At 34.5% G+C, this 26,719-nt stretch carries 26 protein-coding genes, 4 tRNA genes and 1 pseudogene; 18 read left to right on the top strand and 13 right to left on the bottom strand.

Annotated elements, in window-relative coordinates:
• Positions 1 to 282: 282 nt before the first annotated feature.
• Positions 283 to 939: a response regulator transcription factor RcsB gene (rcsB, locus tag GWI68_RS14205; RefSeq protein WP_036935620.1), complete on the bottom strand. Its 657-nt coding sequence runs from the start codon at positions 937 to 939 to the stop codon at positions 283 to 285.
• A gap of 2 nt (positions 940 to 941) precedes the next feature.
• Positions 942 to 3,650, bottom strand: coding sequence for a phosphotransferase RcsD (rcsD, locus tag GWI68_RS14200; protein ID WP_166540711.1), 2,709 nt, complete (start codon positions 3,648 to 3,650; stop codon positions 942 to 944).
• Between the two features lie 203 nt (positions 3,651 to 3,853).
• Here rcsD and GWI68_RS14195 point away from each other — a divergent pair.
• The 4 genes from GWI68_RS14195 (at position 3,854) to GWI68_RS14180 (ending at position 4,486) form a co-directional block, all read left to right on the top strand.
• A tRNA-Ser gene (locus GWI68_RS14195) sits at positions 3,854 to 3,941 on the top strand.
• A 6-nt stretch (positions 3,942 to 3,947) separates the two neighbouring features.
• Positions 3,948 to 4,023, top strand: a tRNA-Thr gene (locus GWI68_RS14190).
• A gap of 293 nt (positions 4,024 to 4,316) precedes the next feature.
• A tRNA-Ser gene (locus GWI68_RS14185) sits at positions 4,317 to 4,404 on the top strand.
• A 6-nt stretch (positions 4,405 to 4,410) separates the two neighbouring features.
• A tRNA-Thr gene (locus GWI68_RS14180) sits at positions 4,411 to 4,486 on the top strand.
• Between the two features lie 129 nt (positions 4,487 to 4,615).
• Here GWI68_RS14180 and GWI68_RS14175 read toward each other — a convergent pair.
• Positions 4,616 to 5,353, bottom strand: a complete 738-nt coding sequence (locus GWI68_RS14175) for a helix-turn-helix transcriptional regulator (RefSeq protein WP_109407864.1) — start codon at positions 5,351 to 5,353, stop codon at positions 4,616 to 4,618.
• Between the two features lie 239 nt (positions 5,354 to 5,592).
• Here GWI68_RS14175 and GWI68_RS14170 point away from each other — a divergent pair, with 239 nt between their 5' ends.
• The 7 genes and pseudogenes from GWI68_RS14170 to GWI68_RS14145 all read left to right on the top strand — a co-directional run bounded on the left by GWI68_RS14170 (position 5,593) and on the right by GWI68_RS14145 (position 8,858).
• Complete coding sequence (locus GWI68_RS14170) at positions 5,593 to 6,408, top strand: antitermination protein (RefSeq protein ID WP_166540710.1); 816 nt, start codon at positions 5,593 to 5,595, stop codon at positions 6,406 to 6,408.
• A 364-nt stretch (positions 6,409 to 6,772) separates the two neighbouring features.
• Positions 6,773 to 7,081 (top strand): phage holin, lambda family, encoded by a 309-nt coding sequence (locus tag GWI68_RS14165; protein WP_072068579.1) that lies wholly within the window; start codon positions 6,773 to 6,775, stop codon positions 7,079 to 7,081.
• Positions 7,074 to 7,478 (top strand): structural protein, encoded by a 405-nt coding sequence (locus tag GWI68_RS14160; RefSeq protein WP_166540709.1) that lies wholly within the window; start codon positions 7,074 to 7,076, stop codon positions 7,476 to 7,478. Before GWI68_RS14165 ends, GWI68_RS14160 begins: the two co-directional genes overlap by 8 nt.
• Positions 7,475 to 7,783, top strand: a pseudogene (locus GWI68_RS20500) (lysis system i-spanin subunit Rz); the annotation flags it as partial. The gene GWI68_RS14160 and the pseudogene GWI68_RS20500, both read left to right, overlap by 4 nt.
• Entirely contained in the window at positions 7,692 to 7,886 is a 195-nt protein-coding gene (locus GWI68_RS20675; protein ID WP_347877533.1) for an Rz1 family lipoprotein, read from the top strand. The pseudogene GWI68_RS20500 and the gene GWI68_RS20675, both read left to right, overlap by 92 nt.
• A 62-nt stretch (positions 7,887 to 7,948) precedes the next feature.
• The gene (locus GWI68_RS14150; RefSeq protein WP_166540915.1) at positions 7,949 to 8,266 is read left to right on the top strand and encodes a tail fiber assembly protein; all 318 of its coding nucleotides are present in this window, start codon (positions 7,949 to 7,951) and stop codon (positions 8,264 to 8,266) included.
• Positions 8,267 to 8,438: 172 nt separating this feature from the next.
• Positions 8,439 to 8,858: a GNAT family N-acetyltransferase gene (locus tag GWI68_RS14145; protein ID WP_166540708.1), complete on the top strand. Its 420-nt coding sequence runs from the start codon at positions 8,439 to 8,441 to the stop codon at positions 8,856 to 8,858.
• Positions 8,859 to 9,217: 359 nt separating this feature from the next.
• Here the strand turns inward: GWI68_RS14145 and GWI68_RS14140 are convergent, their stop codons facing one another.
• Positions 9,218 to 9,397, bottom strand: a complete 180-nt coding sequence (locus GWI68_RS14140) for a GhoT/OrtT family toxin (protein WP_109407857.1) — start codon at positions 9,395 to 9,397, stop codon at positions 9,218 to 9,220.
• A gap of 698 nt (positions 9,398 to 10,095) precedes the next feature.
• On the opposite strand from GWI68_RS14140, the gene GWI68_RS14135 reads away from it, so the two are divergent.
• Positions 10,096 to 10,638: a DUF924 family protein gene (locus GWI68_RS14135; protein ID WP_166540707.1), complete on the top strand. Its 543-nt coding sequence runs from the start codon at positions 10,096 to 10,098 to the stop codon at positions 10,636 to 10,638.
• A 71-nt stretch (positions 10,639 to 10,709) separates the two neighbouring features.
• On the opposite strand, the gene GWI68_RS14130 is transcribed toward GWI68_RS14135, so the two are convergent.
• From GWI68_RS14130 to GWI68_RS14115, 4 genes are all read right to left on the bottom strand, one after another.
• On the bottom strand, positions 10,710 to 11,486 hold the full coding sequence (locus tag GWI68_RS14130; RefSeq protein ID WP_166540706.1) for a DmsC/YnfH family molybdoenzyme membrane anchor subunit: 777 nt from the start codon (positions 11,484 to 11,486) through the stop codon (positions 10,710 to 10,712).
• A gap of 3 nt (positions 11,487 to 11,489) precedes the next feature.
• Entirely contained in the window at positions 11,490 to 12,107 is a 618-nt protein-coding gene (locus GWI68_RS14125; protein ID WP_023581764.1) for a DMSO/selenate family reductase complex B subunit, read from the bottom strand.
• A gap of 11 nt (positions 12,108 to 12,118) precedes the next feature.
• Positions 12,119 to 14,551 (bottom strand): DMSO/selenate family reductase complex A subunit, encoded by a 2,433-nt coding sequence (locus tag GWI68_RS14120; RefSeq protein ID WP_166540705.1) that lies wholly within the window; start codon positions 14,549 to 14,551, stop codon positions 12,119 to 12,121.
• A 358-nt stretch (positions 14,552 to 14,909) separates the two neighbouring features.
• Positions 14,910 to 16,166, bottom strand: coding sequence for a mechanosensitive ion channel domain-containing protein (locus GWI68_RS14115; RefSeq protein ID WP_109407853.1), 1,257 nt, complete (start codon positions 16,164 to 16,166; stop codon positions 14,910 to 14,912).
• A 598-nt stretch (positions 16,167 to 16,764) separates the two neighbouring features.
• On the opposite strand from GWI68_RS14115, the gene GWI68_RS14110 reads away from it, so the two are divergent.
• Positions 16,765 to 18,384 (top strand): hypothetical protein, encoded by a 1,620-nt coding sequence (locus GWI68_RS14110; RefSeq protein ID WP_166540704.1) that lies wholly within the window; start codon positions 16,765 to 16,767, stop codon positions 18,382 to 18,384.
• 101 nt (positions 18,385 to 18,485) lie between these two features.
• On the opposite strand, the gene GWI68_RS14105 is transcribed toward GWI68_RS14110, so the two are convergent.
• Positions 18,486 to 19,064 carry an HdeD family acid-resistance protein gene (locus tag GWI68_RS14105; protein ID WP_109407851.1) on the bottom strand — a complete coding sequence of 193 codons (579 nt, stop codon included), beginning with the start codon at positions 19,062 to 19,064 and terminating at the stop codon, positions 18,486 to 18,488.
• A gap of 194 nt (positions 19,065 to 19,258) precedes the next feature.
• Here GWI68_RS14105 and GWI68_RS14100 point away from each other — a divergent pair, with 194 nt between their 5' ends.
• On the top strand, positions 19,259 to 20,113 hold the full coding sequence (locus GWI68_RS14100; RefSeq protein WP_166540703.1) for a D-amino-acid transaminase: 855 nt from the start codon (positions 19,259 to 19,261) through the stop codon (positions 20,111 to 20,113).
• A 92-nt stretch (positions 20,114 to 20,205) separates the two neighbouring features.
• On the opposite strand, the gene GWI68_RS14095 is transcribed toward GWI68_RS14100, so the two are convergent.
• Positions 20,206 to 20,766 (bottom strand): XRE family transcriptional regulator, encoded by a 561-nt coding sequence (locus GWI68_RS14095; protein WP_166540702.1) that lies wholly within the window; start codon positions 20,764 to 20,766, stop codon positions 20,206 to 20,208.
• Between the two features lie 84 nt (positions 20,767 to 20,850).
• Between GWI68_RS14095 and GWI68_RS14090 the strand changes: the two genes are divergently transcribed.
• A complete protein-coding gene (locus GWI68_RS14090) occupies positions 20,851 to 21,513 on the top strand; it encodes an AzlC family ABC transporter permease (RefSeq protein ID WP_166540701.1) in 663 nt (220 codons plus the stop codon).
• Entirely contained in the window at positions 21,513 to 21,839 is a 327-nt protein-coding gene (locus GWI68_RS14085) for an AzlD domain-containing protein (RefSeq protein WP_166540700.1), read from the top strand. The genes GWI68_RS14090 and GWI68_RS14085 overlap by 1 nt, the downstream gene beginning before the upstream one ends.
• 81 nt (positions 21,840 to 21,920) lie before the next feature.
• On the opposite strand, the gene GWI68_RS14080 is transcribed toward GWI68_RS14085, so the two are convergent.
• The 3 genes from GWI68_RS14080 to GWI68_RS14070 all read right to left on the bottom strand — a co-directional run bounded on the left by GWI68_RS14080 (position 21,921) and on the right by GWI68_RS14070 (position 25,419).
• Positions 21,921 to 23,324: an ATP-binding protein gene (locus GWI68_RS14080; RefSeq protein WP_166540699.1), complete on the bottom strand. Its 1,404-nt coding sequence runs from the start codon at positions 23,322 to 23,324 to the stop codon at positions 21,921 to 21,923.
• Positions 23,325 to 23,990, bottom strand: coding sequence for a response regulator transcription factor (locus tag GWI68_RS14075; RefSeq protein WP_109407845.1), 666 nt, complete (start codon positions 23,988 to 23,990; stop codon positions 23,325 to 23,327).
• A gap of 697 nt (positions 23,991 to 24,687) precedes the next feature.
• The gene (locus tag GWI68_RS14070) at positions 24,688 to 25,419 is read right to left on the bottom strand and encodes a hypothetical protein (RefSeq protein WP_166540698.1); all 732 of its coding nucleotides are present in this window, start codon (positions 25,417 to 25,419) and stop codon (positions 24,688 to 24,690) included.
• A 154-nt stretch (positions 25,420 to 25,573) separates the two neighbouring features.
• Here GWI68_RS14070 and GWI68_RS14065 point away from each other — a divergent pair, with 154 nt between their 5' ends.
• Positions 25,574 to 25,912 carry a DUF5713 family protein gene (locus tag GWI68_RS14065; RefSeq protein WP_166540697.1) on the top strand — a complete coding sequence of 113 codons (339 nt, stop codon included), beginning with the start codon at positions 25,574 to 25,576 and terminating at the stop codon, positions 25,910 to 25,912.
• Between the two features lie 295 nt (positions 25,913 to 26,207).
• Positions 26,208 to 26,486, top strand: coding sequence for a DUF2798 domain-containing protein (locus GWI68_RS14060; protein ID WP_109407842.1), 279 nt, complete (start codon positions 26,208 to 26,210; stop codon positions 26,484 to 26,486).
• Positions 26,487 to 26,719 lie beyond the last annotated feature (233 nt).

The raw sequence follows: 26,719 nt of genomic DNA, 5'->3' as shown, positions 1-26,719 counted from the left end.
CAAATAGAAAAGAGATTAATTTATTAATCTCTTTTCTATTTGTTAAGTAATAACAATATTAACTGCACGGATAAGATAGACATAAAGAATGATACCATAAATAACACATCCTATAGCTTATAGGGCATTATCAGACAAAAGATGAGTGTAGGGTATATTACATCCGTTTAGCGCTTTGCGGGTGGGATGGCGCGAGAGAATAAAGACAAAAAAGCAGAGAAGCTCCCAAAATAGGTTGAGCTTCCTGATTTTATCGGTACTGCAAACGGTCGCTTGAAAAGATTAATCTGGGCCGTTAATTTCCTTATCAATAGTTACTGATGATAGGTAATTAAGTAATGCAATATCGTTATCAACACCCAGTTTCATCATTGCTGATTTTTTCTGGCTACTAATCGTTTTAATACTACGATTAAGTTTTTTTGCGATCTCAGTGACGAGAAAGCCTTCAGCAAATAATCTCAGAACTTCACTTTCTTTAGGTGACAAACGTTTATCGCCATAACCATTTGCATTTACTTTCTCAAGTAGTTTCGCGACACTTTCAGGCATAAATTTCTTGCCTTTTTGCAACGCTGCTAATGCTTTTGGTAGATCCGTTGGAGCACCTTGTTTAAGTACAATACCTTCAATTTCAAGATCAAGGACAGCACTCAAAATAGCTGGGTTGTTATTCATGGTAAGTACAATAATCGACAAATTCGGGTAATGTCTTTTGATGTACTTAATTAGTGTAATACCATCACCATACTTATCACCAGGCATAGATAAGTCAGTAATTAATGCATCTGCATTTAACTTAGGCAAGTTGTTGATAAGTGACGTTGAATCTTCAAATTCACCAACAACATTGACCCATTCAATTTGTTCTAAAGATTTACGAATACCGAATAAAACGATTGGGTGGTCATCGGCAATAATAATATTAAGGTTATTCATGTTTAATTGTTACCTTGCTGCAGCAACTGTTGAATCCATTTATCCAGTTGAGTGATACGTTCTTTGATCTCTAATTCATTATGATTTTTTATGTCATGTTCTAAATATTCACAGCTTTCTCTGAGATATTCTAAATCTAACATGGCAAAAACCCCTTTTAGACGATGAGCTGTCTGAGCTAGAGAATGAAAGTCTTTATTTGTTGCTTCTAAGTGTAGTTTCTCAACATCAATAGGAACAGTACTGATAAATAGTTCCTTATAATCACTACCATTCAACTTCTTCCTATAATTATTAAGAATTACTTCGTAATTATCAAGGTTATTATTTTCATCTAAAATACTCTCTTCAGTTGTATCTAGAGAAAATGACTCATTTTCTTCAATTAAATAAGTAATAGCTTCTATTAAAGGATCACCGAAGTTATAGTTACACTTTATTAAATTTTTTGATATTTTTTCAAATCCAACAATAGAGCTCATTAATAATATTGTTGGAGACTCTGGACTATCATCCGGAGTATCTTTAAGTATGATATCGTATTCGGGATAAAGATTCTCTCTATTTTTATCAAAGTATGTCGCGCCGTATTTATCAAGTTGTCGGCAGATGATTTTTTCTATTTCAGGGTTTTTTATGGCGAGTTTTGCGCTTATTCCTTCCAATAATATGTTAAAAGTTCGTTCTTCCGTATCTATATGCTGGTATGGGAGTGCAATCCGGAAATGAGAACCAATACTTTCTTGGCTCTTAATTGTTAACTCACCCTGAATTTTATTACATAACAAATGACATAAATAAAAAATAATCCCAGAGTTGGAGTAATATTTATCTCCCATCGCTTGTCCGAGGAATGGGTATTTTATATTAGCAATGTCTTGTGGTGTTAGCCCACTTCCACTATCAATAATATCAATAAGTATTTCTTCTTTATCTTTATTTTTAACTAAATTTAGATTAACAGTTATTTTTCCATAGTTAGTCGTACTAATGGCATAATTAATCAATGATAAAATAATCTTACTTAATGCTGGCCCATCATTAATTAAAAGTAAACCAGGCCTTATATTATTATGGAAATAAAGGGTTAAGCCTTTTCTTATCATAAATGGTGATGCAGTTATCAAAATAGATTCAACTAATGTTGAAAGCTCAAATTCATCTTTGTGAATTTTCCATTCTTGATTTTCTAACTTATTAATTAACGTAATATTTTCTATCCATTCGGAAATGTAATTTGTTTTTTCTAATAATAAGTTAAGCAATTGCTGATGCGTGCTTTCGGGCAACAGTTCTTTGAATTGATAAACCATCTCATTTATATCTTTAATCGGACGCATTAATTCTAATGACATATTAGATAAAATCTTACGTCGCGCGATGGTATTTTTTTCATATTCTTGCTGTGCAAGTTGTAATTTTTTATTGATAAGTGCTTCGTTGTCTTTATTCAGAAATATGAATAATGACGTATTGTCAATATTGCTGTTATTGCTGGTTCTAATCTCATAAATCTCATTATTGATCGCTGTTTGGATTAAGCCATTATGTTCAATCGCCATCTGTCGGATCTTTGATAAATCGATATGAGGTAATAGTTTTTCAGCATGGCTGTTGCTAATAATTTTATGGTTAGAGGAAAAATTGTATACCAATAAGCCGATAGGAAGATTAGAAATGATGTCATTAGTCATCTCTTCTTTGATGCGTAGATTACGAGTCATTGAGATGTACGGGAAAACATATTTGTTACGTATATAGATGTGTCCGAAAACAGAAACTGAAATAAAGGCAAGCAGGCTAATTAACAACCAGATGTTTTTATAAGCAATCTCTTTGATAATGAGTTTCAACGGATATTCATAAGAGAGTGAATAGGGAATGCCCGCAATAGGTTGAGAAAAAATCAAAGAAGAGCCATCGGTTGAAATTTCAATACTGTTTTTATCATAGACCGATTGTTGGCCTGTTGGCAGTAATCTTAAGTAGTGTGGTGATAGTTCTGAAGGTAAAAAATTATTGATAGGTAAATCAAAAGCGACCACGCTCGTAAGTTGCCCTGGCACATTAAACATAATGCGGTAGGTATAGTAATAGATATTTTCTGTAGACATCTTTCTAATAGGAGAAAGGCTCTCTTTTTCATCTAAAGCGGTTGATTGCATCAGCAACTCAGAGCGTTTGTTCTCAGCGGTTAACGTCAGGTAGCTTTCTTTGTAACGAATTTCTGGTTTAAGCACAGAGTGGGTCGTAATTAAGATAAGATCATTTCCTTTACCATTTAGATAATAAAGTGAACTGTAATCATTACGTACACCCCAGATAATTTCGAGTGAATTTGCAAAGCGTTGTGCTAGCTGGAACGTTTGTTCGTTAGGTTTACCAAATATAATGGCATCTATAGTTTGATCCCGACCTTCAAGCCAAAAGACATCAGAGCGTAGTTTTATTGGAGTCAGTGGTAAGGAAGGGAAAAAGGCCGTGTCTGATATTTTATTTGATAACTGAAAAAGCTGATTAGAGTGATAACGGTAATCTTCAACCTGCAAAGCAAATTTATGAGTCGTGTTGTTGATAGCATTCTTTTTACTATCGAGCCAAGTATCAAAATAACTGTAAGCGTATAAAAAAAGTGATATGACCATAAAAAGAAGAAACAGGACATATAAGCGAGTTAGTGTATTTGGCTTGAGTTGGTTCAATGTACGCATTCAGTTTGCGAGCCTTTAAGAGACAATGTAGTTAAAAAAAGAAAAGTTGAATAAACAATCACCATTATTCAGTCATTATATTAACAGGTTATCGCTTTAAAAGGGATATTCGAATGAACTTTGAGCAAACAAACAAAAAAAACAGATTTTTTTACAATAGAAGCTAGACAGCGAGGTCAGAGATAGGCATAATTCCGCGCTATGGAAGGATGGCCGAGTGGCTGAAGGCAGCGGTCTTGAAAACCGCCGATGGGAAACCATCCTAGAGTTCGAATCTCTATCCTTCCGCCAGAATTAGCCGGCTTAGCTCAGTTGGTAGAGCAACTGACTTGTAATCAGTAGGTCACCAGTTCGACTCCGGTAGCCGGCACCATATAAGAACCCGTTATCTTGCAAGAGGTAGCGGGTTTTTTCTTACCTATATTTTATTTATCCGCATATTGCTACCATCAACTTTTTAAGTTTTTTTCCTTCTCTGTTGTTCCATATATCTCACAATACCTTCTTGTTTATTATTTTAAATTATCAAAATTTAACCACTATATTAGTGGTTTAGCATTTTTTAAGCAAAAAAAGACTGAGAATTAAGCAAACGGATAAAAAAGTCATTTTTTTTACAATCAGGACTAGACAGCAGGGTCAGAGATAGGCATAATTCCGCGCTATGGAAGGATGGCCGAGTGGCTGAAGGCAGCGGTCTTGAAAACCGCCGATGGGAAACCATCCTAGAGTTCGAATCTCTATCCTTCCGCCAGAATTAGCCGGCTTAGCTCAGTTGGTAGAGCAACTGACTTGTAATCAGTAGGTCACCAGTTCGACTCCGGTAGCCGGCACCATATAAGAACCCGTTATCTCGCAAGAGGTAGCGGGTTTTTTCTTTGATCAAATCTTAATGCTAAAGTATATATGTACTAAAAAACACCACATTAATAAAAAGATGGTGGTGTTTTTAGGCATTACAATGATTACCAACCCATAACCGACCAGTTAAATACACGCCCCAAGATTTTCACTTCTTCTAATGTGGAACGTTCATCAGGATAATCAATCGTATTATAACTACGAATGATAATAGTGTTATTGGGGAGTCGATGTAAAATTTTAACTCTTAAAAGATCGCCTTGTTGAATAGCATAAATACCACCATCAACAATTTTTGTATGTCCTGTGCTGATAGTTACTATAGAGCCATCAGGAATAACAGGAGACATACTGTCGCCATGCACTTTAAAAGCAACAGCATCACTAGGTTGTACACCATAGCGATTAAACGTAGAACGAGAAAATCTCAACAATTCCACCTTTTGATTATCAGTGGTACAACTTCCGAAACCGGCAGCTAATTCAATAGTAGTATAGAAGGGGATTTCAACTTCATCTCGTTCTATCGGTGTATTATTATCCCAATCATCAACCGGAGTCATTTCATTTACTGAAACGCCGTCATTTCTTTTTGCTCCTCGCCCATATTCTAACCATTCTGGTCGAATATCTAACCATTGACTTAATGCTAAAATGTTAGTTGGATCAGGAATCGATTCACTGTTTAACCATTTCCATACTGCAGGGGCGCTGACTTTTATACCTTGTTGAGCTAACGCATCTGCAATTCTTTTACCCAGCCCACGACCAGCAATCCCTGAATCTAAGCATGCTTCTTGAAGCCTTTTTGTGAACTCCGTTTTATTATCATTTTTAACCATTGGTTAATTTCCTTTACCACTTGACGCCACTTTGGTTAAAATATAGCATTAACCAGTAGTTAATAAAAGTACGAAAAGTACAAAATAGTAACTAAATAAACCAATGCAAGAGTGGTAAGTAAAAATCACGTTGAGATAACGCCGTAAAATGCGGGTGATTTAGATGCATAAATGCCATGCCTTGTCGTGGTACATGGATGACCAAGTTAGTAATGATAGGAAATCAAAAGGAGCATTAAATGAGACTAGCAGACTTACCTAAATATTTTTCACCAAAAAGCATTGTATTAAGTGATGTAAGAACTGTTAAAGCAGTAGATTCGCTTTCTGTGACTGATGTGATGACATCAATTAGCCTAGTTACGCGAAAAGGACGGATGGGCATAGAGTTGTTTTTAGCTAAGCATAATATTAGTCACCCAGATGAAGCTATAGAAAGTCTTTATCAATACGCGTTAACTCAGGCATATCAATATAAAGCCATTGATAAACTAACTGAAAATGATAAAGCCAAGGTTTTACATATTATTGCCAATTATGCCTTTCAAGATTATGCAAGAAGTGCAGCAAGCAAAAAAGTTTGTCCTGATTGCAGTAATGGATTTATTGACGTTGATGTTTTCACTACCAAAAGCCATACATCAAAAACAGTTAAAGGCTTTGAGCGAAACCTTAAAAATGAACTTAAAGCCAAACCTATAGGTAATACTTCTTACCGAAAAGTGAGAGAAACAACTCGAGTTGTTTGCCCTACTTGTAAAGGGAAAGCTGAAATTCGCTTGGCCTGTCGTTGTCATGGCCGTGGTCAAGTTTTAGATAAAAAAGAGAGTGAAAAACAGGGCATGTCAGTTTTTAAACCTTGTAGTAAATGTGCAGGACGCGGATATCCTCGTTTAAAATTCAGTGAAGTATTAGAACAAGTACAAACGGTGGTGAGTGTTTCTAAAACAGTTGCATACAGTAACTACAAGGTATTATTTGAACATTTAGTGGAAGAATGCTTTAAAGAAGAGTCTTTATCAGAAAAAATTCTTCAAGAAGTAACTGTTAAGTAATAATTTTCTATCTTTATTTATTTTCGTAGAAACTAGCTGTTGACTTTCAGGAAAAATAAACATACTATATCCCCACAGTGAGAGATTTGTATCTAAAGACCTCACAACAGAATATAAAGAGCCTCACTTCGGTGGGGCTTTTTTGTATCTGCATTTTCTTAACAAATACAAAGTAACAATATTTGTTAAAGCTTATTTTCAATTGAAGACCACAATGTGGTCTTTTTTTATATCCGCCATTTATCTAACTAGATAAATAAAACATAAACATACTCATGTTAAAACCGTACTTAAATTTAAGCGCGGTAGATGAGTATCTTATTTATTACATTTCCTCCTATTTGGAGGTAAGCCATGAGAAACAATGAAAGAAAATCCAGATTTATGGGAACAGATATTTATTGCTCTTTCTTCAATGAAAGAACAAGGAATATCTGCCTCTCTAGCTGGAGGAATGGCTATTCTTCGAGGTTTATATAACGGCGGAGGATGGAAACAAACCTCTATAGATGGGCTGATGTGTGCAATGTTTGCTTGGTTTATTAAAGATATTTTAATTTTATTTAATATTAATCATGAGTTTGCTTATTTAGCCAGTGTGTTTATTGGTTATATCGGAGTAGATTCCGTGAGCAAACTTTTAAAAGGAAGAGCAGGAGTTAAAAATGGCTAAAATAGCGCGAGGTGAGCGTAATAATAACCCTGGCAATATCCGGCATGGTTCAAAATGGCAAGGGTTATCTGTTGAACAAACAGATAAAGACTTTTGCCAATTTATTTCACCAGAATATGGAATAAGAGCCATCTACAAATTATTGCAAACGTACCAAAAAAAATATGGCTTAAATACTATTAAAACCATTATAAATCGTTATGCTCCACCTAACGAAAATAATACAATAGGCTATATTAACCGAGCTTCAAAAGAGATAGGTATCGGAATTAATGCTCCTATTAATACACAATTAAAAAATATCACGATTCCTTTAGTAATAGCGATTGTTAATATTGAACTTGGATATCAACCTTATTCAGAGAAGGTTTTTGAAGATGCGTGGCTATTATTATGACTTCTTTATCTAGAATAATGGTAATAGTTATTTTATGCCTAGGTACAGGATTGGTTTGGTTAATTGATAAAAATAAATCTTTGAAAAGTGAATACGATGATATCTATCAATCTCTTATTCAACAAATTGCAGAGAATAAAGATTATCAATTAAGAATTAATCGACTTAATCAACTTGATAATCAGCATACACAGGAACTTGTTCATGCGAAAAATGAAATTGGCCGATTGCGTGATATTAGTGAGCGTATTCCTGAGCGGGTGTACATCAACGCTGAGTGCCCCAAAGCGTCAATCACTTCCTCCTCCAGCTTGGATGATGCAAACACCGCCAAACCTACTGATACCGCTATCCGAAATTATTGGTTACTCTGAGAACGAATTGCGCAGTCAGAACAGATCATTCTAGGTTTACAGGATTATATTCGCCAAAAGTGTATTAATTGAAAATATTTTTATACGACTTATGAAATAAAAATAACTAATGAATATTATGTTGAGCTTTGCATCGCTCAGAATGGTAATAAAAGAATTCAAGCAGATGAAAATGGATATCCAGTGCTTGTTGATTTAATAAATAATGATGACTTGGTTTTAGCTACAAAAGGAAATAAAAGAAGAAATCTAAAATGGATCATTGATGAATTAAAATTATTAGATTGCTCTATGGAATTGGGAATTATTTCTTCAGATGAAAAAGTAAGAAGGAATAAATTAATGAAATATTTTATAGAAGTATATAATGTAAATGATGGTGAAAGTATAGAATGGCCAGAAAAACCAAATTAAGTCTATATTATTCATTTTGGTTTTTTATAACTAGCTCACTAATCTTATAGTGGTTGTGAGCTATGAAAAAGTTCTAAACTGTACCAATTCTAGTTATAGATTTTTCTGCAAAAAGTAATTCGATAATATAAACTTAACCTCTAAATATTAGAGACAGTTTAACAATAAAATCATGAAAATCATCTCCGCTACACATCATCATCTTTCTGCGCTTATTGAGTTAGATACCTATGCTCAACAGGATGCTTCACGTATTGAAGAAATTAAAGCTTGGCTTGATAGCCAAGCTGTTTATCTTCTTGAAGTGGATGCACAGATTGTGGGGTATGGTGTTATTCATCATTACTTTTTTAATCAGCCATTTATTGAACTAGTGATGATAGATAAAAAGTATCGTCAAAAAGGTTATGGAAAATGCTTGATCACTTATTTTCAAGAAAACACACAAGGAGATAAGCTATTTACATCAACCAATAAATCTAATCATTCAATGCGAAATATGTTAATTAAGTTAGGCTTTATTGAAAGCGGTTGTATTGAAAATCTTGATGAAAACGATCCTGAAATAATTTATTGTTTTATTAAAAAATAATAAATTATTTCAAAGTATTTAAACTCAAAACCATCTAGAGATAGATGGTTTGAGTGAGTTTATCTTATTTTTTATCATTAATGTAAATTTATAAAAATACTTATTTTATATCAGATTTTAAAATAACGTTTTATTTTCAAAAAAACGAACATTATTCATAACACACTGATATAACTCGGTAAATATTGTTTTTATTGAATAAAGTAACGAGCAATTAGATATTCTTTTTTAAATAAAATCTAAGCTAAAAGTGTTATTTTTATAAAGTAATTAATTTATTATTTAAATTTAAAACAGTAAATAGTTATTATTCTAATTTAATAGAATATAACTATGTTTATTAAACGTAAGATTAAAAACTAGCTGAAAATAGAAAAAATAAGCGCCATAGGAAAGCTAAGAGGCCAAGTGAGTGCGATTAATAATGCACTGAGAAGGCGCATAGCAAAACTGGGATCTTTGGTTAAAAAGAAAGTAATAATAAACGAGATCACAGCTCCAATAAGGTAGCTTATTCCAATAACAGAGATAGCAGACATAACAGATCATTCAGTAAATAGACTGTGGCAATTGTACTCCAAAATTGTTAAAGAAACAGAGGAATAGGGCAAACTTTTCAATAAATGTCATTACTAATGTGCAAATTTTAAACATTCATCTCACTTTTGATCTCTGGTTTCTTTTAGGTGTAATCACACAAGATAATAACAAGGCTAAAGCCGAAAAATCAAAAAATGAAATGTAAGATATTGATTTAAATTATTATTTATAACAATCTTTATTGTCTTTAAATGATACTCACTAAAAAACAGTACAAGACGGCATAGATCTTTTTTAGTGGCTTCACTATAAATAATGAAATTTGCAAATACTGATTTTTAAGGCAGGGTAGTGAGGCAGAGATAAGTTCTATGGTTGTAAAATGTACGGGTTAATTATATTACATCATAATATCAACAGAATGTAACAAATGGAATGAATGTCATTTATACATACTTGTAGATAAATTAGCTTATGGATGGCGCGACTTAATGGACTTAAGCGTTAGCTAGGAAGCATTTTAAATCCCCTTTTCAATGTTTAAAGGGGATTTATTTTTATATCTGTTTCGGATTGGGGTTAATAGCCGTCACTATATTAAAATGGTAACTTATCAAAGTAGTAACCCGTCAATGACGTTTATTTTAATGAAAATAAACGCTGTTTTGATTAATAAACAACAAGTGTGGTGGTTTTTATGATCCCTTATCAATCAACTTTGACGTTTTGGTTTGAAGAATGCACACCAGAGCAATGGTTTAAAAAAGATCTGCAGTTTGATAAAGAAATTAGCCGTAGGTTTGGTGAATTATGTTTAAGTGCAAGTCGTGGTGAACTTGCATCATGGCGTGAAACTATAGAAGGGCGCTTAGCTGAAATAATTATCCTTGACCAATTTTCTCGTAATATTTGGCGTGATACGCCAAAAGCCTTTGCACAAGATAATATGGCTTTAATTTTAGCGCAGGAAGCTATTCGTTTACCTGAATACCTGACGCTAACTCCCGTTAAGCGTAAATTTATGATAATGCCATTTATGCATTCAGAATCAGCTAAAATACACCAAGATGCAGTCGTATTATTTTCTCAACTTAACGACGAAAATACGTATCAATATGAATTACGACATAAAGAAATTATCGATAAATATGGTCGTTATCCTCACCGTAATCAAATTTTAGGTCGTACATCGACACCTGAAGAATTAGATTTTTTACAGCAACCTGGCTCTTCATTCTAAAAAAATGCATACCTAAAAAGGTATGCATTTTGGTTTCTTTTTTATGGTTGATTAATCAGCCATAAAATTGATCACATTGTAATATGCCATAAGTTATAGAAAGCGATACGGCCTGATAACTCAGCAATAATCACCGCAGCGGCGCAAGTGACTAGTGTCATTTTTGACGCCTGTGCTTTTAGGGCAGTAAATCCTACGATAACAATACCCAATGCTAATACCGCTAATTGGAATCCCCAAAAAAGAGATTGGTCAGCACTCAGTTGAGGGCCGGTAAAGCCAAGGAAGCTGACATAACCTGAGCGTGTAGCAAAAGTGATAATAGCCCCGAGAATAAAGGACAGTGCGCCTAAACGTCTTGCGCCTGTTGCCATTGCCAGTACACCGCCCCCCACTAAGAGAGTCATCCAAAATTGCAAGGTAGTGTAATCTGTATTCCAGTTAGCAATAGTTGGAATGTGGTAAACCTGAGGGATTGACCAAACAAAGGCTAAACCAAAAATAACAGTAAGCAGATTACAAATTTCACGTAAACCTTTCCATTTTTTCATTATAGTGAGTGCGACAGTTGCAAAAGCAAATCCCGTAAACACACCACTTAGAAAGGCTTCGTTACTCATAGGAGAACGGCCAACACCTAAGAGCATATTGAAAAAACGCAGTGGTTGACCAACGTGTAATCCACCAATACCTAAGCCAATTAATGTTAAGACTAAAGCTAAAATATTGGCATTACGCAGTTGGTTCTCATCAATCTGACCTAATTTTTTACTGATATAAGCAATAAGAAACAGGCCTGCTGCTGAAGAACCTAAAACAGTAAAAAAGACTAGAGGAAGTTCATGCATGGTTTATACCTCCGCCGCATTTTGAACTGAGCCGGTTTTATCACCAGAAGGTTTTGCTTCTTTGTGTGCTTTGATAACGATATTTGGATTAGTCAGGCTTGGGTCTGGCATTGGTGCAATACCGCACTCTGTGCCATGTTTCGCTCTGATCACTTCAATATCATCAAAATCAAGTGCGCGTTGAGGACAAGACTCAACACAAACCGGTTTCATGCCTTGTGCTACACGTTCATAGCAACCATCACACTTAGACATGAGTTTCTTCTTCTCATCGAATTGTGGCGCACCATAAGGGCAACGCAATTCGCAATAACGGCAACCAACACAAATATCTTGGTTAACAACCACTAAACCATCTTCTTCACGTTTATGCATAGCGCCAGTTGGGCAACCTGCAACGCAAGTAGGGTTTGAACAATGGTTACAAGAAATGGATAAATAATAACTATAAATATTTTGTGTCCAGATCCCGTCTTGTTTTGCCCAGCTACCGCCACCGTATTCATAAACACGGCGGAATTTAGGGCCTAAATCTAAATCTTTTTCATCCTTGCAACTGACTTGACATGTTTTACAGCCAGTGCATTTAGTGGAGTCAAAATAAAAACCATATTGCTTCATGAGTTAACTCCTTATGCACGTTTCACTTCAACAAGGTTTGTATGTTGTGGATTTCCTTTAGCAAACGGCGAAGGGTGCCAGCTTGTTAATGTATTAATACATCCACCTGTATCTACACCTGTTGTATCAAGTGAACGCCATGCACCTTGCGGTACTGCAATCACACCAGGTAATACACGATCAGTAACTTTGACAAGAATATTTAAGCGACCACGTTCATTATAAATTTCAGCGATATCGCCTGATTTTAATCCGCGTTCTTGCGCATCAATTGGGTTTAACCAGAATTGATGTGGGATAGCTTCACGTAACATAGCAACGTTATAATAGCTTGAGTGAACGTGGCCTTTATCGTGGAAACCCGTCATTTGCAGAGGGAATTTTTCTTTAAGCTTAACGTTTTCAACACCTTCTTCATTCTTACAATATTCTGGAATAGCAGGAATACGGTCGCCTTCAGGTAAAACCCAGCCTTCAGTATCTTGCATTAATTTTTCAGAATAAATTTCAATCTTACCTGACGCTGTTTTTAATGGGTTAGCGATAGGATCTTGACGGAATGCTTCAAGTGCTACGTATTGATTACGATTAGGTAATTTACGATCGATAATCCCCATATCATTGGTTTCTGTAAAAGTAGGCAATGCAGGGTTTTTCTCACGCATTTGGTTATAGCAATATTCAATCCACTCTTCGTAAGTCCGACCTTCGGTGAATTGCGCTTTGGTACCCATTTTTTCTGCAATGTCGGTTAAGACATCATAGCAAGGGCGGTTTTCCCAAAGTGGTTTAATCGCATTTTGTAAGCGGACAACATAGTGGTAAGCACCACTTGCGTAAGAGTTATTGATAAGATCGTTTGTTTCAACCGTTGTTACGTCTGGCAGTAGAATATCTGCGTATTTTGCAGAAGGTGTCATGTGGTTATCCCACACTAAAATAAACTCACATTTTGATTCATCTTGCAGCAAATCATGGGTTTTATTCAGATCAGCGTGTTGGTTACCAATCACGTTACTGGAATAACACCACATAAATTTAATGCCAGTATCGAGTTTATCTTTATTTCTAACACCTGCATTTTTACTCGTTAATTCTTCACCACGTGCAATCGCTTCAGACCACATAAATGTTGGGATCAGCGTTTTTACAGGGTTAGGAAGTGCAAAGCTTGCTACAGGATAAGCTACGTTACCGCCCCAACAGCCAGTATTTGTACCTGGACGGCCAATATGACCAGACATTAATGGCAGCATCATAATAGAACGGCAGGCTTGTTCACCATTGGTTGTACGTTGAATACCCCAACCTTGAGAGATCCACGCAGCTCTTGCACCACCAATTTCACGTGCCAATTGGATAATACGTGCAACAGAAATACCGGTTAATTTACTCGCCCATTCAGGAGTTTTGGCAATACCATCAGGACCATTACCTAAAATGTAATCTTTGTAAGAGCCATTTTCAGGTGCTGATGCTGGAAGTGTTTGCTTATCCCAACCGACGCAATATTCACGTAAGAAATCTTCATCGGTGATACCTTCTTGGATCATCACATAACCTAGTGCAGCAACTAATGCGGCATCGGTACCTGGATAAATCGGGATCCACTTTGCTCCCAGTGTTGTCACACTATCAGTACGGCGAGGGTCAATGATGATAACTTTACTTTTGCTCTTATCTAACGCATTTAGCGTTTCATAGAACTGGCCACCACCTGACATACGAGTTTCAGCAAGGTTATGACCAAACATCACAACGAGATCTGAATTCTCAATTTCTGTTAACAGAGATTCCAACATATCGCCATAAACATAAGGAACGATACCTGTTAATTGAGAGTAAGAATAAGTACCGTAATCACTTAAAAAGCCACCCACAGTGCTTAATAAACGTTTACATGCGGTTCTACCGTGTAAGTTTGCGCCGGTAGAGCCTGTACCGTATTGATAATAAATTGCTTCATTACCATACTTTTCGATGGTGTATTTTAATTTTTCGGCGATGATTGATGTGGCTTCATCCCAAGAAATACGTTCAAATTTACCTTCACCACGTTTACCAACACGCTTCATTGGATATTTTAAACGGTCTGGATTGTAGGTTTTCCAACGAACAGAACGACCACGCAGACAAGGACGAATTTGGTGAAGACCGAATGTTGAATCGTCATACATAGTTTCATTAGAAATGCGACGGATAACGCCATCTTTCACATGAACCTTTAATGGACAACGGCTACCACAGTTCACTAAGCATGCACTGTATTTGATAGTTTCTGAAGTCTCATCAGGACGAATACCCTGGGGGGTTTGAGCATTAGCAGCGAATGGTAATGAAACCGTTCCTGCAACAGCGGCAGCACCAGAAATAACTGCTGCAGACTGAATGAATCCACGCCGACTCATTTCAGTAATAGAAGTATTATTTTTAATTTTTGACATTGACATTACCCTAACATTTTTCACAACAAGTAAAGTTGTATATATATGTTAAGTTATAACCCTTCTACCTATAATGATTTATATCAATATAAAAAATGTTAATAACGTTATCTAAAAAAATAATTATTAAACAAATGGTTACATTTTTTGATAAATACCACTTTAGTGGTAAATGAAATATAGATTAAATAGGATTTAACAATCAATCGATATATAAAAAATAACATAGCGATTTTAAATACATTATAATTAAACAAGATTGTTAATATGATAACAAAATAAGAGATTCAAAATATTTGTTAATACAAAAAGTCAAAAAGGAGAATTTATCTCCTTTCTGATTTTCGATAAAAATGATTTATTGCTGATTATTCTCTACAGGAAATCTCAGTGCTCTTACATCATTTCCCGTTGGGGATTGATGCACTCTTAAACCAAATTGGGGCAAAATAGCAAAAATATGATCAAAAATATCGGATTGAATCGCCTCGTATTGTACCCAAACAGTTGTATTGGTAAACGCATAAATTTCAATAGGAAGCCCATCTGAGGTTGGTGCTAATTGTCTTACCATAATGGTCATTTGCTGATGAACATTAGGGTGATTTTTTAAATACGCTTCAACATATGCACGGAAGGTTCCGATATTGGTCATGCCACGTTGGTTTAATGGTGTTTGACATTCATTGCCTAAAGTCGCATTGAATTCACTAATTTCACTTTCCTTATTTTTGATATAAGGCGCTAATAAATGAGCTTTTTCTAAATCATCAAGTTGTTTTTTATCTAAGAAATGAATGCTATTAATATCAAGAGCAAGGCTTCGTTTAATACGACGTCCTCCCGATTTTGTCATAGCTTGCCAATTCTTAAATGAGTCTGAAATAAGTGAGTAAGTTGGGATAGTGGTAACAGTATTATCCCAATTACGGACTTTAACGGTTGTTAAACTAATATCGATAACCGCACCATCAGCGCCATATTTAGGCATTTCTAACCAATCACCTAGGCTTATCATGTTGTTTGCGGATAACTGAATACCAGCCACCAATCCCATTATGGGATCTTTAAACACCAACATTAATACTGCCGTCATTGCCCCTAAACCACTGAGTAAAATAAGGGGAGATTTTCCAATGAGCAGGGAAATAATCATTATCCCAATTAGGACTGAAGCGGCGAGTTTTAAACTTTGAAAAATACCTTTCAACGGTAATCGGCCAAAGGAGGATGAATTTCTCATGATCTGCATGCACAGATCCATAATAGAGAAAAGCATCAATAAGCCGAAAATTAAGCACCAAGCTTGGGCGCTGGTGGTGAGGACTTCTTGTGTTTTACCTGAACCCATCCAAACAAGTGCTTGGATATTAACAACGACACCTTGGATTAAAAAAGCAAAACGACTAAATAGTTTGTTTATTTCTAATGAAACTTGCCATTTTTGGTCATATTGATTGATGGCGCTCGAAATTCGAGGTAGGACTAATTTGTGTAAAATAAAATGAAGAACAAGGGCAACAAGAAAAATAATGACTAAAACGAGTAATAAAGAAGCGACTTGAGCGTATTCTTCATTGAATTGACGTATCCATGTAAGCAGTTGCTGCTGCATAAAATATCCTCATAGTTAATGTGTATTGTGTATTAAGAGTACAGAAAAGAGATCTTAGTTCAAGGAGGTGAATTTTTTGTTACGAAAGGTGCGCGGATAAATAAGGTAAGAAAAAAGAAAATATATAGAGTAAAAGCCAGAAATAGTCTTTTTTGCGATGAGGGGGCTATTTCTGGCTTTGAGCTGTTTATTGTTTTAAATCAAATAATTACAGTAAGCGAGTTGATGATAATTGTACAACAACTTGGTGCAAGTGAGTAATAAAAGAAGTCATTGATTTCATATTAAGTATCCTATTAATAAAATGTGATTCACGTCACAAATATTTTCTAAGATTGATTTTAATCACATTTTCATAACAGTCAATAGCTTTATACAAAAATATTTTAAATTTTAAATTATTTTTTATGCTAAAGGTATTTTCTGCCTATTTAAGCCGTGGTGCCTTATTGGTGAACCTATTTATCTTATTGTTTATTAATTGTTTTTTATTTCCGTTTATTAACAATACTCAGTTGACTTTTTTCTATTGTGATTTTCACTTGTTTTTTTTGCTTTAAGCTAAAAATGGAATCGGAAAAAGAAAGGAAATCACTCAATGGATATCGAAACAAAAGAAGAACGTTTGCAAAAAATCTTACAAGGTGAGAAAGAAACGCTAGCGTTTCAGCCGCCTGCCCATAGTGCTCAGGCTCAAGCTGTTGATGCGGATGTGAAGATTGAATTTAATCAGATCAAAGCATCGCCTGATGAAGTGGATAATGAAGTAAAGATAAATCGAGTTATTAAATATGAGGTTGTTGTAACCGGGATTAATTTGCGTTTGGCGGAATGGCGTACCAGCCCGAAAGGAATTTTAATTTTACCCAATAATAAAGATGTCTACATTACGATAGTTGATAACAATACAACAGAGATCTCATTAACGGGAAATCGTAATGGTGTGGCGTCATTACAATTGATATTAAAAGATGAAGATGATGAAAATATCGTATATTACGCAACACCGATACAAATTCGTGTTACACCGCCAAAAGCCAATCCTAATACTGACTGCACAGCGACTAACTGTGAGCGATTTGATGATTTACTGACAATACGTTCTGAGTCTATGCAGTGGCCAAGTAAATGGGAAAGTGTCTCTAAAAGCTTTGTCGTGCATTTACAGGATAAAGAGGGGGAGGATGCGTCAAATAAAGAAGTTAAATTAGTCTACGATGTTGATAATAGTACTCTTGACGTTGAACCCGAAATTTATAACGCAGATGGCGAAATGGTTAATGTTGGCAAAACGAATAAATATGGTATTGCGAATTTTAAAGTAAGGTTTAAAAAGAGTGAGCCAAAACAAATTGCCATTTTTCATGCTGAATCTGAAAATAGTGACGAGCCTACCAAGCCCATTAAATCAAGAGATTATTATGTTGAATTAACCACGGAGAAGCTACCCTCTCCGAAAGTGCCTGCAACATTAAATGGGATTTTAAGCTATCACAGTGAAAATTATTGTGTGAATGCAAATCTTATTTTAGGACGAGATATTAGTGAAAGTACTCAGGTTGGTTTTTATTTTAATGACCAATTAAAAATGTTGCCTTGCACTGATAAATCTGCAGTTTCTGTTAGATTGGAAAATCAAGCATTAACAAATGGTATCCATTACATCTCTTTCTTCACTGTTGATATATTCGATAATATTTGTTTTTCTCGCCGTGAGCGTATTATTGTTGATAACTCTTTAACGGGAGAGTGTAATAAGCAAATTAAAAATATTGCACCTAAACCTTGCGTTAGTGTCACTATTCCACAAATTTGTGATCGCTATTTTAATTCTGTCAATATTAGGCTTGTACCTTCTTTATGTTTACAAATTAAAAACCGTGTTGCAAAAATGCATATCCAGAAAATGGTTATCATTTTTAATGGTTATTCTAAAATGAATAGCAGTGAAAGAACGCTAGTGTATCGTTCAACATTGGAAATTTATGCAGATGATCCTCGTTTAGGTAACTTCTTGCATGATATAACACCAAATAATGAACCTATAAATATGGTTGAAATACTAGAACCTGTGTTAGAAAGTATTTTGGCTGATGCACTACCGAATATTGAAGTGGGGCAATTAGGTATCCAAGTGATGATATTTGAGAATACAGGGAATTGTTATCTTTGTGGTGAGAATATGTATACAGTATCTCTGCGCTTGCCTTGTGCTTAATACTTACACTTAATATAGAGAATAGTTTTCTGCTCAAGAGCCACATAATGTGGCTCTTTGCTTAGCAAAAACTAATAAGAATATGATTATTGTATAGCCTATTAACGAGTCATTCTTTTTATTGCACTGGTTATCGATAAAATGGTGAGTGAGCTTAAAATAAGCTGTATACCAATCAATGCCATTACCAGAGCTACGGATGTTTCAGGCCCAAACGCAAGTAAAAAATAGGCGATAACGAGATCTAAAAATCCTACCAAGATATTAAACCACCCATAAAAGTTATCTTTAATTTGCTTGAAGCCGATATTTAGGCGCAATATCCCCGCAAAAATAAAGAGAAAACCGATAAAAAAAGCCAGGCTAAGCATACCGTTTAGCGGATCAGTAATAAAAATATAGCCCAGCAAAAGATAAATAAAACCAGCTAATAATGTGATGAGCATTGACCAGCCTGAAGAGACTTGAGAATTGAAGCCACCAATAATGCTGGATATTGCACAGGCAAAGAAAACGATACCGAGTAATACACTGATAACAACACCAGAAGAGAGAGGGTTAATAATACAGATAAAACCTGCAATAAAGCCCAATGTGGCGATAATATTCATTAAGGTACATTGTCTTTTAACCAGTTTCTCTGTTAGCTGAGATAAATTATTTTTATTAATATCTAACATAGCAACCTCTTTATGTTTATATTTTGGACATAAGTTAAATTATAGCAATTTTTGTTTATATAACATGACTTCTTTAAATAAAACTATAATTAAAAAGAGGTAGGGAAGGTGATAAATCATCTTTGAAATATAAAATTGAAGGAGTAAGGTAGTGGCTAAGGTTAAATGTTAATAAAAGTTATAACGGAGGTAAAATGTCTGATGTTGTGTATTTAAATAATCAGTTTGTACCTAAAGAGCAGGCTAAAATATCTGTTTTTGACCGTGGTTTTTTATTTGCAGACGCGGTTTATGAAGTTACCGCAGTTATTGATAGTCAACTCATTGACTTTGACGGACATTTCCAACGTTTACAGCGTTCGTGCAAAGAATTAGGATTATCCCTTCCTATCACGAAATTACAATTAATCGATATTCATCAAAAACTTATTGAAAGCAACCATCTTCATGAAGGGCTTATTTATTTACAAATAACCCGAGGTACTGATTCATCTCGCTTTTTTGATTTTCCGTCTTCATCTATTCCTTCCACAATTGTTGCCTTCGTTCAGCACTCCACAGTAATTAATCATCCTAATGCCAAAAAAGGCATTTCGGTAGTCAGTATTGACGATATTCGCTGGCAGCGTTGTGATATTAAAACTGTTGCATTATTAGCCGCATGTTTAGCGAAACATTATGCACATCAACAAGGTGCTGATGATGCTATTTTAATAAAAGATGGCTATATAACAGAAGGTAGTTCAAGTAATTTTTTTATTGTAAATCATGATAATGAAATTATTACACGACCTTTGAGTCAGGACATTTTGCCAGGTATCACGCGCCAAGCAATTATTCAATTAGCGCAAGAAGAGGGGCTTAAAGTTATTGAGCGTTTATTTACGCTTGATGAAGCTAAAAAAGCAAAAGAAGCTTTTATTAGCTCAGCTACCACGTTAATTTGGCCTATAATTTCAATCGATAATGAAGAGATTAATCAGGGGAAAGTTGGGCATTTGTCTCAACGTCTACGAGAGATCTACCTTGATAAAGCACTTAAAAAATAATTGAATAGACAAATATACTTAATAGAATTTATCGCACTGTTTTTAGATTTTTATTGCAATATAACAGTGCGGTAAATTTATCATTTATTGTATTAATTATGATGTTCAATGATCATTACAGCGGTTGTATCTGGCTCTAAAGCCCGTAATACATGAGTAACATCACCGGGATAGCAAATGTAATCACCGGGTTGCAATTCTTGTTGATTATCTAGCGTTCCCACCATTGCACTACCACTAATAATAATAATATGTTCAGTCACATTTTTACTGTGAGGATCTGACACCCTATCTTTTCCTGGTTGAGCAATTACGGTATATATATCGCGTTTTGCCCCCATTGGGCAGGATGAAAGTAAAAAAGCATGGTAATACGCTTTTTCTGCGCTAATTTTAAAGCCATCACCTTTGCGAATAACTTTGACTTCAGATTGTGGTGCTGAAATAAGTTGAGAAAACGGAATGTTTAATGCAACACAAATCGCCCAGAGTGTTTCAATACTAGGGTTTCCTTGGCCTGCTTCTAATTGAGATAATGTGGATTTTGCAACACCGGCTCGTCTTGCAATTTCAGCAAGCGAAAGGCCCGCTTTTTTTCTCTCTCGGGCAAGGGCCTGAGAAATAATTTCAATAGGCGCACAAGGCGATGACATCATAGCTTCCTTTAAAATCATCTTGCAAAAAAATAAATCGTTCAACATAATGAACGATATGTTCAATAAAAAATACGATATTCTATGCAAATTAACAGTCGGCTTGATAATAACGTACTTAGAGACATTCTGCTTGTTTCATTAGCAGATGGTATTGTTGGTATCTCTTATGGTGCTTTGGCTCATACACAAGGGTTTGATTTTTGGGTGCCATTAGTGTTATCCATTTTCGTTTTAGCCGGCGCTTCTGAGTTTCTTTTTATTGGTGTAGTGGCGATGGGAGGAAGTGCAATTTATGCAGCGCTTGCTGGATTGATGGTTAATGCACGACATATTCCCTTCAGTATGGCTGTAAAAGATTTACCCGGAAAAGGGCTTAAATCATTATTAGGCTTTCATATATTAAATGATGAAAGTGTTGTATTTGGTTTATCTCAACGAACAGCTGAACAGAATAAACTTGCATTTTGGGCATGTGGGTTGAGCATTTTACTTGTTTGGCCTTTAGGAACCATGATAGGTATTTATTTAGGATCATTTATTGTTGATATTAAGATGTTAGGGTTAGATGCGATGTTCCCCGCTATTATCTTGGCACTAAGTTTGCCAGCATTAAAAAATAAACTAACACGTAATGCTGCGATTATTGGTAGTGCCATTGCTCTTATAACAACACTATTTTTACCTGTAGGGATCCCCGTTTTATTGTCATTAGTTGGCGTGTTATTTGTGCTAAGGAGAATTTAATGTCCACCGCATCTATTATTACAGGAATTATTATTCTTGCTGTTGGCACATATGCAATGCGTCTTTCCGGAATATTGCTTAACAATAGGTCCGGTGTTTCGCCTCGTGTAAAAGAGATACTTTCATTATCAGCAATTGTTATTTTATTTTCAGTGGCAACGACCTCAACATTTTTTGATGGCAATCAACTTGCTGATATATCAAAAATTATTGGTGTCGGGGTAGCGGGTGTTCTCACTTGGCAAAAAAAGCCATTTATTATGATTGTGCTTAGTGCCGCAATAGTGACTGCTGGGTTACGTTGGCTAATAAAGCTTTGGGAATAAATCAACAATTAACGCTACGGTGATAAAAGAAAAAGGAGGCATGAATGCCTCCTTTCTAATATTTTGTTAATTAACAAGTAATTAATCATTTTCTGATGGTTTTATTTCTAACGGTAGCGTGATAATAAAACCGATACCTCTATTATTAAGTCCTTCAGCCACAATTAATGAGGCTTGAATTTTATTAGCGAGGTTTTGTGCAATAGATAACCCTAAGCCACTACCCGTTTCATTTGAACCAGGAACACGATAAAAACGTGAAAAAAGGGCATTAATATGTTCTTTTGCCACTCCTGGCCCATCGTCACGCACAAAAATGTTAACCCCTTCTGCATATCTATTTTCAATAGTAACTTCTACTTGGCTACCTTTAGGACAATATTTAATAGCATTATCAAGTAGATTATTAAATATAGAGAGTAATGCCTGTTTATCAGTTTTAAGGGGCAATGGATGCCCTTCATTTAGTGATAGTTCAATATTTTTACTAATTGCATAGGGAACACGTTGTGCTATTGCATTACCAATGATGTTATAGATATCAAGGGTTTCTATTTTAAGTGGAAAATCATCACATTCTAATCGTGCTAAATCAATTACTTGATGAGAAAGAGCTGCGGCTCTATCAAGTGATTGTTTCATATCATCAATAATCTCTTCGCGCTCATGTTGATCATCTACTAAAGAGAGTAGATGTAATTGAGCAATAACAGCAGCTATTGGTGTTCTTAATTCATGGGCGGCATCTGCCATAAATTGTTTTTCACGAATATTAGCTGCATCAATTCTTGCCATTAACTGGTTTAATTCTTTAAAGATTGGACGTATTTCTTTAAATTGTTGACCGACATTAATCGGCGTTAAATTACGAGGTTTACGATTAGAAATTAGTTCTGCAGCTTGCCTTAACGGACGTAAACTAAAATAAGCTGTAATTAAAATAGCAAAAATAACTGTTGCTAGAATAAACAGAAAGGGCACAAATGTTCCCTCAACAGGGTTACCTATAACATGCCCCCTATCTTCAACGGATTCACCAATAAATACTTTTATTTTGTGTTTTTCTCCCCAACTAAAAGAGAGGATCCACTTTTCACCCGCCACAGAGACTTTTTCGGATGCTAATGAAAGCACTCTGGTTGGAATAGGTAATTCAGGGCGGTTAGTATAAATCAGAGTATTATTTGCATCTAAGGCAATAAACCACGGCAGATATTGTAATTCATCATCTTCGCCATTGAGCATGGCATCTATATACATACCTTGTAAGTTATGAGCGATTTCTTTAAGGACTTCAGGCTGATCAGCAACACTCTCTAAGGTATTAGCAAAACCCTCAGCAATAATTTCTTGCTGTTTATTATAAATTTTTTCAAACTCAGCAAGATAATCAAATTGTATCCAAGCTAACCATACGCCCCAAAGCATAACAATAGAGATAATTTGAAGAACAATGGTGTAAATAAAGAAAGAACGGATCTTCATTTAGTTAGCATCTTTTTTTAATAAATAACCCACACCACGCACAGTGATAATTCGCTCTTTTCCTATTTTTCTACGCAAATTATGCATGTGGACTTCAAGTGAATTACTTTCAATTTTATCATCTAAACCAAATAGGCGTTGTTCTAACTCGGATTTACGCACTACATTATCAGTATTACGCATTAATTCGTATAACAACTGATATTCTTTACCTGATAATAAAAGCAGTTCGTCATTTAAGGTGACTTGATGGTTTGCAGGATTAAGCTGTAAATCCCCAATAGACCATATTTGTGATGAAAAACCAGCCATTCTACGGCTAACTGCTTTTACACGGGAAATAAGTTCAGGCATAGCGAAAGGCTTCGGTAAAAAATCATCAGCCCCTGAATCTAAAGTTTGTACTAAATTGTCGATTTGAGTTCGAGCCGTTAAAATGATGATCGGAATTTTTTCGCCGTTCTTTCTAAGTGCAATAAGTTCATCTTGTCCATCGCCATCCGGTAGACCCAAATCTAATAGCATTAAATCAAAAGGGCGCTGGCTCAGTTGAACACGAGCATCAGCAAGTAACCTAACCCAACATGGGTGAAAACCGGCAATTTCAAGCCCGCGACAAAGCGCTTTACCGAGTTGTAGATCGTCTTCAACCAATAAAATATTCATAATAATACCTATCTAAAATCGTCTTAAGAAAGTATAAGAGCCAAATAAAAATTGAGCAATATAATAAAATGTAAAATCAAGTTTGATTAATGAACTCTTAATGTAAGATAAGATTTTATTTAATATTTTTTTTTACTAAAAATAGGCGACTTTAAAAATAAAGTATTAATATGAATGGAGTTTCTAGATAGTTTTGTTTTGTATTTTATTATTTTAAGGCATTTAATGTTAATTTTTAAAAACGAATTAAGTTAGAATTACTATTCTTGGTTTGTTATAGGTAGTATATTCTCACATTATTATGCTAAGTTAACTTAAATGATTTACCTAAGATGCTTGCTTTTTTAAAATGAAATATAACATTAGTTAAGAATGATTAAATGTGATGGTGTATTTAAGATAATATAAATATAAAAAAATAATTTCATTGATTAATATGTCTATTAAAATGATGCTTTATTGTTTTATTGAAATAAAATAATAGGATTATTATATCCCTGTTGTGCAACATTTTATTAGATTTAAATTATTTACTCTATTCATCTATACTCTTGCAATAGAACTTCGTGTTTTAAAAGGAATTTGATTTTTATTAAAAGGAATTTATATGAAATTAGATGGTGTTATTTAGTATAAATTAAATCATTCTGTGTCAGAAATGCTCCCATCCCTCTGGGAGCATTTCACATGGTGGTTATTACTCACAAAATGAGTTATCCCATAAATGTAAATCAAATGGTAAATTTAACGGTTTTGCTAGTTCATTCGCTATATTCTGAAATTCTGCTTTTGCGTGTTCTAGACGTTGTTTATCGCTTTCAGGAATAAAGTTATCTTTTGCAGGTAAATCATCTAAATTGTATTCTTCCACTAATACTCCATTATCCCAACGCTGAAATAGCCAATAACTACCAGGCATCAGTGTATAGTTAGTGCCTTCAATTAATGTTGTTCTATCAGATTGGTAATGTATGGGAATTAATTGATTAGCGACATTATCCCAGATCCAGCCTTTATAAGTGCCATCAGTTAAACGAGTTATCGACCAATGCATATCATCAGGCTGATAAAAATTAAGCTCTATTAGAGGCATATAAATTGGATTATCTGTGGAAAATGAGGCTTGAATGAGCCCATTTGTAAAATAAGAGATATCCAATGTTTTGTTATCGTTGTTTAAATTTAAATGACAATTATCCCATTTTGTTATTTTTAAACCGTTTTTTTCTGGAACTTCTGGAATTGAAATTATGAGATCTGTTGCACTGTCTTTTGCTGGTGGATAGTAACGACCTGTAATGTATTCACCATTACTGCCATAAAATTTCCATGTTGCTAAAGGGGAGTGCTTAAAATAGAAATTAAGAATAAAAAAAGAAAGCAAAGCGATAGTCAAAAAAAGAAAAATAATTCGTATTTTTTTATTCATTTTACTTTATTGCCTATATTCTATTTACTCTTAAAGTTGTATAAATTCAGTGTAACAGAAATGAATCATTTAATTAAAGAAAGTAATATATCCTTACCAGAAAAAGGACATGTATTTAATGTCACTAAGGTAAATACTTAAATAGGATTTCACCATGATCAAAAATTCAGTTTTAGCTTTACACTCTTTTTTAAAAGAGATGGAAAATGATGAGTATTATCCAGCTCACCTGGTAAAAAAAGGACAAGATTTACTTAAAACACTGTGTTTTAAAATTGAAGCGACTTCACCTAAAGATTTATCAGAGCTTTATATTTTAACTCAAGAAACAACAGATCAATTTAATGATCTTGCTGAGGAGTTTTGTGAAGAAGGTAGTGAGATTGAAACCGTTGCAAGAGAGTGTATTGCAGAAGATTTTGGTATTATTGCTGATGAATATGGTTTTAAAGATGCTGATATAGAAGAATTAATTGCAACAAGAGATTGGTAAAAAAGTGTGAGAAAACAAGATAATGTTTTCTCATTTTTATTATTTTTAATTGTTTAATTATATAAATAAATTTTATATAAAACAAAAGAAACGTATATTTATCTCATATCATTTATTCTCTAGATGAGAATAGAATAATTTAGTTGACAAAAAAATATTTATTAATAAACTAGCCTACAGTTTAGTCAATAAGACTCGTAAGCGTTTACGTTAATCAACGCATATAACTTAGTTTTAGCCTGTTGTATTGGCAGTTATGTGCCGTTGTACAATCGTATTATTGGGGTCTTTCACTATGTCTTTTCATGACAAAAATTATTTTTTAGGTATTCCTAAACTGCCTACTCGAGCAATGATTTTTCTTGTTCCTTTTTTCCTTTCTTTTATTATGTCAGGTATTGTTGCTTTTATTAGTACCGTCAAATCGTTAGGAATGGGTATGTATGTTATCTCCCCATGGTTAAGCTCTTGGGGGATCTCTTGGATGATTGCTTTTCCAACCGTCTTATTTGTATTGCCTATCGCAAGACGTTTCTCTCTGTTACTGGTTAAGCCTGCAAAATCGAATGACTAATTAGAAAAAAGATCAGTATTTAGTGCTGATCTTTTTCATGTTGTTCATTTCTTGTTTTATACGTTTCAAATAATATCTTATTCCGTTGTAGCAGATTAAAATAAGGTGATAGTTTATTGAGTAACTTTTACATTTTTTAATAACTATAAGGTTTAGGTAAGAATAAATAATAACTAAGAAATAAAGTATTTATCATCACAATGTGAAGTAGGGCATCGCCTTGATGGATAAGA

It is taken from the genome of Proteus sp. G2669, assembly GCF_009915245.1.
Lineage (GTDB): Bacteria > Pseudomonadota > Gammaproteobacteria > Enterobacterales > Enterobacteriaceae > Proteus.
The sequence above is the reverse complement of the archived record's forward strand: the minus strand, read 5'-3'. Positions and strand labels throughout refer to the sequence as shown.